10 protein-coding genes are annotated in these 12,765 nt (G+C 36.9%); 5 read left to right on the plus strand and 5 right to left on the minus strand.

Translation table 11 applies throughout. The features are described from left to right. The first annotated feature begins 169 nt into the window (after positions 1–169). Positions 170–1,537 carry a branched-chain amino acid transport system II carrier protein gene (gene brnQ, locus ACEN36_RS04300; RefSeq protein ID WP_407126024.1) on the plus strand — a complete coding sequence of 456 codons (1,368 nt, stop codon included), beginning with the start codon at positions 170–172 and terminating at the stop codon, positions 1,535–1,537. Positions 1,538–2,240: 703 nt separating this feature from the next. Further along, positions 2,241–2,999, plus strand: coding sequence for a MerR family transcriptional regulator (locus ACEN36_RS04305; protein ID WP_407096108.1), 759 nt, complete (start codon positions 2,241–2,243; stop codon positions 2,997–2,999). 433 nt (positions 3,000–3,432) lie between these two features. On the opposite strand, the gene ACEN36_RS04310 is transcribed toward ACEN36_RS04305, so the two are convergent. The 3 genes from ACEN36_RS04310 to ACEN36_RS04320 all read right to left on the minus strand — a co-directional run bounded on the left by ACEN36_RS04310 (position 3,433) and on the right by ACEN36_RS04320 (position 7,731). Further along, positions 3,433–5,523 carry an RNA degradosome polyphosphate kinase gene (locus ACEN36_RS04310; protein WP_407096107.1) on the minus strand — a complete coding sequence of 697 codons (2,091 nt, stop codon included), beginning with the start codon at positions 5,521–5,523 and terminating at the stop codon, positions 3,433–3,435. Positions 5,524–5,571: 48 nt separating this feature from the next. Continuing rightward, on the minus strand, positions 5,572–7,116 hold the full coding sequence (locus ACEN36_RS04315) for a Ppx/GppA family phosphatase (protein WP_407126025.1): 1,545 nt from the start codon (positions 7,114–7,116) through the stop codon (positions 5,572–5,574). Positions 7,117–7,251: 135 nt separating this feature from the next. Next, positions 7,252–7,731, minus strand: coding sequence for a nucleoside 2-deoxyribosyltransferase (locus ACEN36_RS04320; protein ID WP_407096105.1), 480 nt, complete (start codon positions 7,729–7,731; stop codon positions 7,252–7,254). Between the two features lie 172 nt (positions 7,732–7,903). On the opposite strand from ACEN36_RS04320, the gene ACEN36_RS04325 reads away from it, so the two are divergent. From ACEN36_RS04325 to uvrC, 3 genes are all read left to right on the plus strand, one after another. Beyond that, positions 7,904–9,076 (plus strand): 3D domain-containing protein, encoded by a 1,173-nt coding sequence (locus ACEN36_RS04325; RefSeq protein ID WP_407096104.1) that lies wholly within the window; start codon positions 7,904–7,906, stop codon positions 9,074–9,076. 22 nt (positions 9,077–9,098) lie between these two features. After that, a complete protein-coding gene (locus tag ACEN36_RS04330; protein ID WP_079650619.1) occupies positions 9,099–9,359 on the plus strand; it encodes a hypothetical protein in 261 nt (86 codons plus the stop codon). 782 nt (positions 9,360–10,141) lie between these two features. Further along, the gene (uvrC, locus tag ACEN36_RS04335; RefSeq protein WP_407101936.1) at positions 10,142–11,914 is read left to right on the plus strand and encodes an excinuclease ABC subunit UvrC; all 1,773 of its coding nucleotides are present in this window, start codon (positions 10,142–10,144) and stop codon (positions 11,912–11,914) included. Positions 11,915–11,971: 57 nt separating this feature from the next. Here the strand turns inward: uvrC and ACEN36_RS04340 are convergent, their stop codons facing one another. Further along, positions 11,972–12,319, minus strand: a complete 348-nt coding sequence (locus ACEN36_RS04340) for an iron-sulfur cluster biosynthesis family protein (protein WP_079650779.1) — start codon at positions 12,317–12,319, stop codon at positions 11,972–11,974. Positions 12,320–12,409: 90 nt separating this feature from the next. After that, positions 12,410–12,754, minus strand: a complete 345-nt coding sequence (locus tag ACEN36_RS04345) for an iron-sulfur cluster biosynthesis family protein (RefSeq protein ID WP_407096101.1) — start codon at positions 12,752–12,754, stop codon at positions 12,410–12,412. Positions 12,755–12,765: the final 11 nt, after the last annotated feature.

A 12,765-nucleotide genomic window follows, 5' to 3' on the forward strand; every position in this document is an offset into this window, starting at 1 on the left:
AGCACGTAATGAATGTTGCAAAAGCTATTACCCTTAGTATAACAAAGTAAACGTAAAATGAAATAGATAGAAAATTCAGAATTGTTACCCTTACATAAAAAGATTTGTTGTTTCGAGACAGAAAAAAAGTTATTATAGGTGGAAATAACAAGATTGAAGGGAGAACAGAATGAGAAATGAAACTAAATTAACAACTGCTTCTTATTTGACAATAGGTTCGATGTTGTTTGGATTGTTTTTTGGAGCAGGAAATCTAATTTTTCCCGTTCATATGGGGCAACTTGCCGGGTCTAACGTGCATTCAGCTATTATTGGTTTTTTGATTACAGGAATTGGGCTGCCTTTTTTAGGTATTGTAGCAATGGGGATCACAAACAGCGATAGTTTATTTGATTTAGCCAGCCGCGTCCATCCATTATACGCTTATTTTATGACGGTGGCTCTTTATTTAACAATCGGACCATTTTTTGCAACACCTCGTCTGGCAACGACTTCATTTGAAGTGGGATTTGCACCATATATTGCTGAAGGGTATCAAACGGTTGCTTTAGCCATTTTTACTCTGTTATTTTTCGGGACAGCTTTGGTGTTGTCCTTGAAACCAGCAAAAATTTTAGATTATGTTGGAAAAGTACTAAATCCGCTCTTTTTGATTTTCTTAGGAATTCTGATCGTAACGGCTTTTTTCAAGCCCTTAGGAAATATTAGTGATGTTCCGGTTTTAGAAACATATACGACAACGCCTTTTGTAAATGGATTTTTAGAAGGCTACAATACGATGGATGCCTTAGCTTCATTGGCTTTTGGTGTTATCGTGATTCAAGCTATTAAAGGTCTTGGTGTGACGAAACCATCTCAAATTGCTATGGATACAGTTAAGTCAGGTTTATTAAGTGTCCTATTGATGGGAGTCATTTATGCTTGCTTAGCTTATTTAGGAACAATGAGTGTCGGACAATTTCCTGTTTCAGAAAACGGAGGAATTGCGCTAGCTCAAATCTCCAACTATTATTTTGGAACATTCGGCAGTATTTTACTAGCTATTATTGTAACAGTAGCTTGTTTGAAAACAGCGATTGGCTTGATCACTTCCGGTTCAGAAACTTTTTATGAACTGTTTCCTCAGTTATTGAGTTATAGAGGGTACGTTGTTCTATTGAGTGTTGTTTCAGGTGTGATTGCAAATGTGGGACTAACCAGTATTATTGCGTACTCCTTACCGGTATTGATGTTCTTGTATCCCTTAGCGATCACGTTGATCCTATTGGCTATTTTTTCGCCATTATTTAAACATCGTCAAATCGTATATGTTTGTGCCACTCTATTCACGTTGCCGATCAGTATGGTAGATTTTTTAAAAGCAGCACCAGCTTTTATCAGTGACCTGAATTGGGTACAAAATATGCTGACTTTCTTAAACGAAAACTTGCCTCTGTTTGAAGTTGGTCTTGGTTGGTTGATTCCATCTTTGATCGGGTTTTTAGTAGGTTGGGGATTAAGCTTGTTTACTAGACCGCTTCGAAAGCGCAACAAATAAGTAAAAAAGATTCCACGAAACCGACTCCCAAACGTTAGATTTTATTCTAACGTTTGGGAGTCGGTTTTTTATTCATCGAGTGAGCACTCGTTTAAAGCCCACTTGACCAGTAAACCTGTTTTATTCATCGAGTGAGCACTCGTTTAAAGCTCACTTGACCAGTAAACCTGTTTTATTTATCAAGTGAGCACTCGTTTAAAGCTCACTTGACCAGTAAACCTGTTTTATTCATCAAGTGAGCACTCGTTTAAAGCTCACTTGACTAGTAAACCTGTTTATTCATCGAGTGAGCACTCGTTTAAAGCCCACTTGACTAGTAAACCTGTTTATTCATCGAGTGAGCACTCGTTTAAAGCCCACTTGACTAGTAAACTTGTTTTATTCATCAAGTGAGCATTCGTTTAAAGCTCACTTGACCAGTAAACCTGTTTTATTCATCAAGTGAGCACTCGTTTAAAGCCCACTTGACTAGTAAACCTGTTTTATTCATCAAGTGAGCACTCGTTTAAAGCCCACTTGATCAGCAAACTTGCTTTATTCCTCAAGCGGGAAATCATTCACTACTCACTTGAAGAATAACCGACCATTTACTCATTGAATGAATCTTTATGTGTCTTTCTTTTACAAAATGCTTGACCTTCACGTTGCGTAAAGGTTTACAATCAAATTAAGTCAAAGAGGAACGAAGAGAGGAGGAATAAAAATGGAATATACTGTCAATACCTTAAGCCATATAGCGGGGGTCAGCAAGCGTACATTGCGCTACTATGATGAAATCGGGTTGCTGTCCCCAAAACGAAAAAGCTCTAACGGATACCGGATATATGGAGAACAAGAAATCGAAACATTGCAGCAAATTTTATTTTACCGCAACTTGGATATGCCTTTAGAAGACATCAAACAGATTTTAAATGATGTTCACTTTGACAGTGAAGCAGCGTTGTTGGAACATCGACAACGACTAGCAGCTAAAAAAGTGCAATTAGACCAGCTGTTGACCACTATTGACAAAACATTAGCTAGTAAGAGAGGAGAGACTAAGATGTCAGACAAAGAAAAATTTGCAGGATTTAAAGAAGAACAGATTGAAAAAAATGAAGCACAGTATGGTAAAGAGATTCGTGAGAAATACGGTGTTGCAGCCATTGAAAAAGCAAACAAACAGTTTGTTGGGCTAAGTAAGGAAGAATATGAACATATGCAACAGCTAGCTGTTCAAATTTTAGAAAAACTAAAAACAATTCTGCACAAAAAAGATCCTGAAAGCAAAGAAGCATTACAAATCGCCGCACTGCACAGAGAGTGGTTGACGTTTACTTGGCCAACGTATTCAAAAGAAGCTCACCGAGGATTAGCGCAGATGTATGTGGACGATCCAAGATTCACCAAATATTATGATGAACCAGCAGGAGATGGCGCTGCTGAATTTTTACGTCAGGCTATCTTTAACTATACTAAATAAAGATACTGATTCTTCAGTATACGCTGTTTATAGAAGCTCCGAGTTACACCTATGCAAATAGAGCGAAAAGAAACGATTACCGATTTAATAAATAAATTTATTTCTCAAATGAAGAGGTTGCAGACGCTCACTTAATAAATAAATGCATCTTATTGATTAAGTAAAACTCTAATTGAAGCTCACTTGATCAATAAAATCAGTTTATTCTTCAAGTAAGACACTAACTATCACTCACTTGAGACTTAAAAGCCTTTAAGTTAATGGCTCATATAGTTAGATGACTTTGAAAAATATTTTGTGGATAAATGATATTGATTTCCATAAGCAAACTCATATGGCAGAGGAATTTTTTTACCAACGTTAGAAGATGAAGAGCTAGAGATCACGAAAAACGTGTACTTACCAATTTAGGTAAGTACACGTTTTTTCGATCTTAATGTTCTTCGCGAGGATTAATCAGTTTCTTTTCAGCAATAGCCATTTCCATAAAGGTTTGTTGGCTGTCGACTTTAGGCTGATCATTTTGGACCATTTGATACGTTCCATCTGTCAATTGTTGCCGAGCTTTAACATTATCTTTTAAGTAAATGTCTAAAATCGAAAAAATCGATTCTTTGATAGTATTGTCTAGAATAGGAAATTCGATCTCCACACGTTTTACCATATTTCGGGTCATCATATCAGCAGAAGAAAGATACAACTTCTTCTCTCCGTTGTGATGGAAATAGTAGATGCGACTATGCTCCAAAAAACGTCCAACTATACTGATGACGCGTATATTTTCACTTAGTTCAGGAATTTGAGCCCGCAAACAGCAGATACCTCTGATGATTAAATCAATTTTCACACCAGCTTGACTGGCACTGTAAAGCTTATCGATAACGACTTTGTCCGTCAGAGAGTTCATTTTAGCAATAATATGACCATTCCCGTGTTGTTGATGGAAAGCTATTTCTTCGTCAATGTCTTCAATGTAAGAATCACGAATATCAAAAGGAGAAACAGACAAGTAATTATAAACAGGTTGTTCTGAATAGCCGCTTAAATAGTTGAAGAAATTAGTCGCATCTTCTCCGATTTTTTTATTGGTCGTGATGATGCCCATGTCCGTATACAGTTTGGCGGTCGAATCATTATAATTGCCGGTTCCTAAATGAACATAACGGGTTACTTTATTTTTATTCTTTTTCACGACCATAGTGATTTTGCTATGCGTCTTCAGCTCAGTCATCCCATAAATCACGTGACAACCAGCTTCTTCCAATTCTTTTGCCCACTGCACATTTCGTTCTTCATCAAAGCGAGCTTTTAATTCAACCAACACGGTGACTTGCTTGCCATTTTCCGATGCCCGTTTTAATGCATTGACGATCGGTGAATCGCTGCTGACACGATAAAGCGTTTGTTTGATCGCTAAGACAAGAGGATCGGTAGCTGCTTCTTGGATAAATTGGACAATCGGATCAAAAGAATCATAAGGATGATGAAAAAATAAATCTTGTTTGTCAGCTGCATCGTAGACATCTTTATCGACCAATTCTCTGGGGTATACTGGAGAGAACGAGTTGAAGACTAAGCCTGGCAGATCTTTTGAAAGATATTTCGAAATAGAACCCAAGACAGTCAGATCCAGAGGGCCGTCGATTCGATAGACATCTTGCTCCTCAATTTCCAAGGCCAGGGTTAAATGATAGATATCCTCATTGATGGTGGAGTGCGGATGTCGAGTATCTACTTCTAAACGTACAGCCATGCCGTTTTTACGTTGTTTCAAATAGTCTTCGATCACCACTAACAGATCTTCAGCACCTTGTTCATGGATTTCCAGATCGGCATTTCGCGTCACACGAAAATTAAAGGTGCTCTTGATCGTATACCCTTTGAACAAATCACTCATAAAATGAGCAATCAAATCTTCCGTATAGATAATAGTCGTATGATCGTTCATTTTGATCGGAACAAAGCGGTCCGCCAATGCCGGTAATGGGACAATAGCGACTTTTGAATCTCCCTCTTTTTCCAAATGAACAAAAATATTGACTAACTTGTTGTTCAAATTAGGAAAAGGTCGATAGGCATCGATTCCCAGTGGGGTAAGTGTAGGGAAAATAATTTCAGAAAAGATACTTTTTGCGGCTTTAAATTCTTTTTTAGTCAATGCTGTAATATCTTTAAAGTAAACAGAATGACTTTCTAATTTTTTAACAACTTCCGTGTAAAGACGGTATTGGTAAGTTACATTGGAACGATTCTTGATTGAAATAGCTTCCAGTTGTTTTTCGGGAGATAAATGAGTTTTGCTGTCCGGCTGATTGTAATTCAATTTTACTTGATCTTGCAGACCAGCGACCCGAACCATATAAAACTCGTCCAGATTGGAACTGCCGATACCTAAAAAGTTTAATTTCTCCAGCAACGGGTTAATATCCAGTTCTGCTTCAGAAATGACTCGCTGATTAAAGTCCAGCCAACTCAATTCTCTGTTTTGATAAAAATTAGGATTGGAATAGTCCTGTTCTTTCATTCAAATTCACCCCGCTCTGTTTAATTCCATTAACTTGATGATACTTATCTATTGTGTAGATTCTGTAAATTTAATAGCAAGGTTTGCGTCTAATATGCGTTCCAAATGCTTTTTCTGTCTATTGGTACGGTATTCTTCCGTTAAAACGTCTCCTTGATTCACAATGTGAAGGGTATAATTGTTCGAATCCTTTTTTTCTAGAGAGATATCTTTGACGACATTTACATGAGAATCATTTAATGCTTCGCTGAATTTAATGATACCGCCTAAATATTGGAGCAGATTTAATTCATCTTTATCAAACCAATTGGCCATTTCTTTCGTGTATTGCTTCAACAACGATTTATTTTTAAAGCTGGCTAACAGAGCCAGGATGACTCGTTCTTTGTGATTTAAGCCAGGAAGATTACTATTCGAAAGAATGTAAAACGTATTTTGTGATTGGGCATCGTTGTCGATGTAACTACCGATATAGTAAAGGTAAGCACTAGAACGCAGATAGTTTTCCCAATAATCATTCACTTCGATAATGCCTTCTTTTTCAAGAACAGAGAGCAATTTGTCTGCAATGGAGACGCGCTGTCTAGCAACCATCGGAGGAATATTATATGACTGGGCAGTACGACCAACAGTTTGTTGTCGTATTTCGGTCAGACTGAAGGGATTGTTGTGATGAATATTCAAATACTCCATTACGACACCTTCACGAAGTCCTTTGTTGCTAAAAATAAAAGTAGACGCAGCTACTGCATCAAACAGGGCATTAAAAACCAAATTCGCCGGCAAAATAATATCGGTACGGTCGCGACTCAATCCATCTAAATCATTCAATTCATCAGTGTCCGATTTTTCTAAAATATTTAGAGTATCTTGCAGATTATCTCGTGTCATTTGATACGCATGAACCCCTGCAATAGGGTATTCGATCATTCGCTGATGGATATTGGCAATGTTCCGTGCACTTCCGCCGATAGCGATGATAGGCACTTCTTTGTTTTGGATCCAAGGCAGCGAATTGAATTGTTCTGCGATAAATTTTTTAGCATTTTTGATGGCTTTACTATCATTATGAGCTTTACCATCAAAAAAAAGCTCCTTCAAAGTGACCACTCCAAAAGGAAAACTAATGGAATGCAGTATTTTTTTATTTTCAAAGTATGTGATCTCTGTACTCCCGCCACCAATATCTATAGTAATTCCATTTTTAGAATTGATGGAATGGAGAACGGCGTAATTTCCATAATAAGCTTCTTGTTCTTCTGCCAACAAGGTGATTTTAATTCCTGTTTCTTCTTTAATATGCTCTAAGATCTCTTGTTGGTTTTTGGATTGACGAATAGCAGCTGTAGCAACCGGCATTAAAGTGTCTACTTCATATTGAATGGCTACTTTCTTAAAACTTTGCATAATCTCCGTTAATTTATCAATGCCTTCTTGACTCAATACTTTATCTTCTGAAAGGTAGAGATATAAGCGAGCAGGAGTTTTGATATTTTGTAATTCTTTAATATTGTAATATGCATCTGTTTCAAAAATAACTAAGCGAACCGTGTTGGAACCAATATCGATTAATCCAATTCTTTCATTTGACATAAAAAAACCTCATTTCTATAAGAAAACTTAGTATAAGTTTATCTTACTTGAATGAGGTTTCTTTGTCTAAAATTAACAACGGAACGATTATAGTGAGTTCAAAAAAAGAAGAAGATTAGAAAAATGTCGGTTATATTACAAATATGACTGAATACTGCGGATTAAGTCCGCTGAATTTGTAACAATAGCTCCATTCATTTTTATCAATCCTACAGTGTACAAGTTAATGTAAGCAAACTGTGATTCTGCCGGCTGTTGCAAGGCATCAAGCTTTTGCTTATTGGTGGCCCCTTGTTGACGAGAATCACTATATAATCCAATAATCGGGATTCCAGCTTGATAAGCTACTCCGATTTCAGAGGCAACACCTACATCAATTGAAGCACCATCTAAAACCGCTACCACAAGATCGCTGGCCAGTAAAGCATCTGTATCATATTTGGCAATCGCAATAGAATCGGCATAAGTATTTTTATCGTTGATATCACCTTGTTCTTGAGGAGAATAGATCTCAATATCGGGGTATTGTTCCCGTATTTTATTGACTAGAAATTCGTTATAGGTGTATTCCATTTCTGAAAAAAGCGGACTAGCATAATAAATCTTTTTTGGCATTGTAATTCCTCCTTATAGAATGTTACAGAATCATTATACTATAAATTCATATTGTAATAAAAAGTAAAGTGAAAGAAATGTACCAGCCGGTATTATTGGTTATAATGTAAAAGGATTAAGGAACCGGAAAGTTGAAAGATAAATAAAATCATATTTAGAAAGGCGTTGTCTTATGAAGAAGAGAACCGTAAGTTTCTGTTTAGTTGTTGGAATGATGATTTCAATGTTCAGCCCAATAGTCGGAGAAGCAGCTACGTTAGAAGAAATCAAAACACAACAACAATCTAAACAAAGCGAAATGATACTATTGGATAACCAAATCAATAGTAAATTGGAAGAAGTAAACAAAAAGAATACAGAGCTTGAAAAAGTAGAAGAAGAGATTACTACTTTGGAAGTGACTGTTGAAGAAACAGCACAAGCTGTTGAAAAACAAGAAGAAGTTGTTTCAGAACGTTTAGATCAAGCCAAAGACAGACTTAAAACGATCCAGACAAATGAAGTGAACCAAAACACGGTATTAAGTTTAATTGAAGCTGAAAGTGTTACAGACTTCTTAAATCGTGCATACGTATTAATCACATTACAATCAGCTGGAAATGACCAAGTTGCCTCAGCTCAAGAAGAAGCAGAGGAATTAGAAAAACTGGAAGAACAACATGCAGCTAAAATTGCAGAATTGAAAGAGCAATCTTCACTGGCTAAACAACAAAAAGAAGAACTAGCCACAGAATTAGCTGATTTACAAGAAACAATGGATGAAAATAAAGCTCTTTTAGATAAATTAGATGAAGAAAGAGCCAATGAAGAAAATCGTATCGCTGAAGAAGAACGTCTAGCAAAAGAAGAAGCTGAAAAAGCAGCATTAGCTGAAAAAGCTAAAGAAGAAGCTAAACAAGCTGAAATCGCCGCTACACAAACGACAGCAAAAGAAGAAACTGCACCTGTTGCAACGAATGTAACAGTTAAAGAAGAAACTGAAGTAACTGAAACAAAAACAGAACAACAAGCAGAAACAAAAACGGAAGCACAAGCAACACCGGAAAAAACGACTTCAAGTAGTAAAACAGTGGTTGTTTCAGCCACAGGCTATTCAACACAACAAGCTGGTTTAAGTACTCATACAGCAATGGGAATTGATTTGACAGTAAATCCAAATGTTATTGCGGTGGATCCAAGTGTTATTCCATTAGGTTCAAAAGTTGAAATACCAGGATTTGGTGTTTTCATCGCTGGCGATACAGGTGGAGCAATCAAAGGAAACAAAATTGACATTCACTTCTCAACAGTTCAACAAGCATTAAGCTGGGGAAGAAGAACGATTACAGTTAAAATTCTTGATTAAAATCCAACAAACAGGTGATCAAATGGAGAATAGTTTAGATATAGATTTTTACCAAGATAAAGATGAAGATATTTTCTTAGAAGCTTGGGAAGCAAAGTATGGGGAATTAGAAGATTCTGCAATCGAGACGCTTTATCAAGAAATTGCACAAGATATTCACCAACAAATCAACACTGAGCAACATAAACTGGGAAAGAAATATGTGTATCGTGAAGTATTTGTGGGCTATTCAGACTACAATACCTTTAATAATTTGTATCTATTCTCCCAATCTAAAAGATAATTTAAGCTTATTATCCTAAACAACGACAGAGATCAACTCTGTCGTTGTTTTTCGATTTGGCTTTAACTCATCTTCTAGCGTTGGTAAAGAAATTTTCTCCGGCCTACGGGGTTGCTTATGAAAGCCATGGGAACGCCTTGAGCCTAAAACCGCGTCTCAACGCTTGCAAGCTTTGCCGTAGCCGTTGGAGCGTGAGCGACGTACGGATATGGTATGCGTAGCGTAGTGGAGAACAAACTAAGCGTAACGGCTAAAGCCTAACGCTCAGTAATTGCCATGATTGTTGCTGCTTCAGCAGCTTACAAGCATGGTACACTTGGGCGTACGCCCACAGTGTTTCCTTTTTTTGCATCCTTTTTCATGGCTATAAGCAACCTCATATTCCTCCGAAAATTTCTAGGAATGAGTTTTTTAAAGGATTAGGATTTATTTTTTTCTTACCAACGTTGGATGTTGTAGAACCGCTTTAATGCACAATCAGCAAGGTAAATCTGAGTATAATAGTAGTTAAATGCCGCATATCGCACGATCATATTCAATAAATAGTACAAAATAGGAGTTCGTTTACTTAAGAAACTGATATACTGAAAAAAGAAGCAAAGTGGACCAGCTGTGCTAACCCTGCATGGAGTTATCCATCAACTTGTGTACAATTTACAGCTCATTTTCAAAACTTGTCCACAAAATCCAATACACCATCACCTTTCTAATCACAAAAAGTTGACCGAATCAGAAAAGAACCCTAAACTACTATTAATATAAAAGATAGGAGAATTCCGTAAATGGTAAGTGATCACATCAATAACAAACTTACACTGCTGCCTGATTTACCAGGGTGCTATGTAATGAAAAATAAAGACCAAGAAATCATTTATATTGGCAAAGCTAAAAACCTAAAGAATCGTGTTCGTTCTTATTTCAAGGGCAGCCATGAAGGAAAAACACAACTATTGGTACAAGAGATTCGTGATTTTGAAACGATTATTACCAAAACAGAAAAAGAATCTCTTCTTTTAGAAATTACCTTGATCAAAAAACACCAACCTAAATACAACATTAAACTAAAACAAGGAACCAATTATCCTTATCTTAAAATTACCAACGAAAAGGATCCGCAATTGATCATTACATCAGATGTCAAAAAAGACGGCGGTCATTATTTTGGACCTTACCCGAATGTTTATGCAGCTTCTGAAACGCAGCAGCTGATTCAGAAAATTTATCCACTGCGAAAATGCAATGGACGCCAAAAAAGAGCTTGTTTGTATTACCATATAGGGCAATGTATTGGTCCATGCGACCATGAAGTACCCGAGGAAGAATATGTGTCGCAAGTCAATCGCATCAAGCGATTCTTGAATGGTGATGTCAAAGAGGTTAAAAAGGTATTGCGGAGCCGAATGAAAGATGCGGCAGACAAGCTTGAATTTGAACGTGCTGCTGAATATCGAAATCAAATTCAATACATTGAAACTACAGTAGAAAAACAAAACATCATTACAAATGACCCAACGCCTAGAGATGTCTTTAGTTACTATATGAATAAAGGGTGGATTTCCATTCAAACGTTCTTTATTCGCCAAGCCACATTGATCAAGCGAGAAGCCACTATTTTTCCCTGTTATGATACACCAGATGAAGAACTGGCTTCTTATATCGTGCAGTTTTATGAAGAAAAGAACCATATCCTTCCTAAAGAGATATTGGTCCCGCAAGGTATGGACACAGCTGTCTTGGAAGAAGTATTGCAAGTTTCAGTTCGCAGTCCTTTTAAAGGTCGTAAAAAAGATATGTTGGATCTAGCTACCAAAAATAGTGAGATCGCCCTCAATGAGAAATTTAAATTGATTGAAATGGATGATAAGAAGACGGTAGGGGCTATCAAAGAACTTTCTCAAGCTTTGGGCATCCCTTATATCGAACGGATCGAAGCTTTTGACCACTCCAATATTCAAGGAACAAGTCCCGTATCAGCGATGATCTCTTTTAAGGACGGAGCTCCTGATAAGAGTCAGTACAGGAAATATAATATCAAAACGGTAAACGGCAGTAATGAATTGGCGACCACTCAAGAAGTAGTGCGCAGAAGATATACTCGCTTATTAAAAGAGGGAAAACCCTTGCCGGATCTGATTTTGATGGATGGGGGGAAAATCCAAGTAAATGGAGCAATCGATGTTCTGGAAAATGAACTGGGACTGAGTATTCCTGTGGCAGGTATGGTCAAAGACAATAAACATAGAACAGCATCGCTTATTTTTGGCGAATCTCATCAAATTGTTCCGTTAGAACCGACCAGCCAAGCTTTTTATTTAGTCCAACGGGTTCAAGATGAAGTTCACCGTTTTGCGATCACCTTTCATCGAAAAGTTCGTAGTAAAAACAGTGTCTCTTCAAGATTAGATCGAATCGAAGGAATAGGTCCTAAGCGAAGAAAGAAAATCATGACGCACTTTAAATCCGTCAAAAATATTCGCGAAGCCTCTATTGAAGAGATTACCAGTATTGGTGTGCCGCTAGAAGTAGCTAAAAAAATAAAAGAAGACATCAAATAAATGAAAAAGCCTTCTACCCATTTTAAAGGGTGGAAGGCTTTTTCATTTGTATTTGTTTTAATATAACTTCGTGTCATTATCATCTACAACAGAAATATTGGAGTTGATAATACCAGCATCGCTTGTTAGAACAAGTGTGTTTTTATCTTTTTTATAATCTAATTTCAGGTTCTCGTTTAAATCATCTAGATGAGAACTTTGAGTGTAAACTGCACCAATACTTGAGTCAATTGGTGTGTCTAATGCCTCGTTGTCTGAGGTCACAAGTTTTAAAGAATAAGCGCCTCTAATGCCACAAGCATAACCACCCGGTACATCATTATAAGAAAGAGCCCATTTTCCTTCGTGCTTTTCTTGGATGAGCTCTAATCGTTCTCTTGCTGAATCTGTAATGTTTAAATACATACAAACGGCCTTCTTTCATCAAAATTGGTAACTTACTATTAATAAGTGTTTTTAGTGTAACGCAAATTGTCTCAAAAGTCTAGCAGCTAGTTAAAGAATCTGTTTGCCTTCTTGATCAGTGATGATAACGTTATTGTTGATCAGGCCTGTTTCGCCTTTTAGAATTAAGGAATTTTTGTCTTTTTTGTAATCCAGTTTCATTTCCTGATCTAAATAAGATAAGCTCCATTTTTGAATGGGAAGATCGCCTAAATTGGATTCAAGAAGACCATCCATATCTTTATCAGTATTTTGTCTTATTTGCAGCGTGAATATTCCTGTATTCCCACATTCACAACCTACTTTTGATTCATAAAAAACAGCTAAGTTGCCTTGAGAAACAGATTGAGCCTTTTGAATTCGTTCTTGTGCAGCCTCTGTGATATCTAAGAACATTAGAATTCCCC

This window comes from Desemzia sp. FAM 23989 (assembly GCF_045528345.1).
In the GTDB taxonomy this organism is placed as follows: Bacteria; Bacillota; Bacilli; order Lactobacillales; family Carnobacteriaceae; genus Desemzia.

Bases quoted from the DNA above. Each gene is read 5' to 3' on its own strand.
- brnQ (WP_407126024.1), top strand. From the start codon at position 170: ATGAGAAATGAAACTAAATTAACAACTGCTTCTTATTTGACAATAGGT.
- ACEN36_RS04305 (WP_407096108.1), top strand. From the start codon at position 2,241: ATGGAATATACTGTCAATACCTTAAGCCATATAGCGGGGGTCAGCAAG.
- ACEN36_RS04310 (WP_407096107.1), bottom strand. From the start codon at position 5,523: ATGAAAGAACAGGACTATTCCAATCCTAATTTTTATCAAAACAGAGAA.
- ACEN36_RS04315 (WP_407126025.1), bottom strand. From the start codon at position 7,116: ATGTCAAATGAAAGAATTGGATTAATCGATATTGGTTCCAACACGGTT.
- ACEN36_RS04320 (WP_407096105.1), bottom strand. From the start codon at position 7,731: ATGCCAAAAAAGATTTATTATGCTAGTCCGCTTTTTTCAGAAATGGAA.
- ACEN36_RS04325 (WP_407096104.1), top strand. From the start codon at position 7,904: ATGAAGAAGAGAACCGTAAGTTTCTGTTTAGTTGTTGGAATGATGATT.
- ACEN36_RS04330 (WP_079650619.1), top strand. From the start codon at position 9,099: ATGGAGAATAGTTTAGATATAGATTTTTACCAAGATAAAGATGAAGAT.
- uvrC (WP_407101936.1), top strand. From the start codon at position 10,142: ATGGTAAGTGATCACATCAATAACAAACTTACACTGCTGCCTGATTTA.
- ACEN36_RS04340 (WP_079650779.1), bottom strand. From the start codon at position 12,319: ATGTATTTAAACATTACAGATTCAGCAAGAGAACGATTAGAGCTCATC.
- ACEN36_RS04345 (WP_407096101.1), bottom strand. From the start codon at position 12,754: ATGTTCTTAGATATCACAGAGGCTGCACAAGAACGAATTCAAAAGGCT.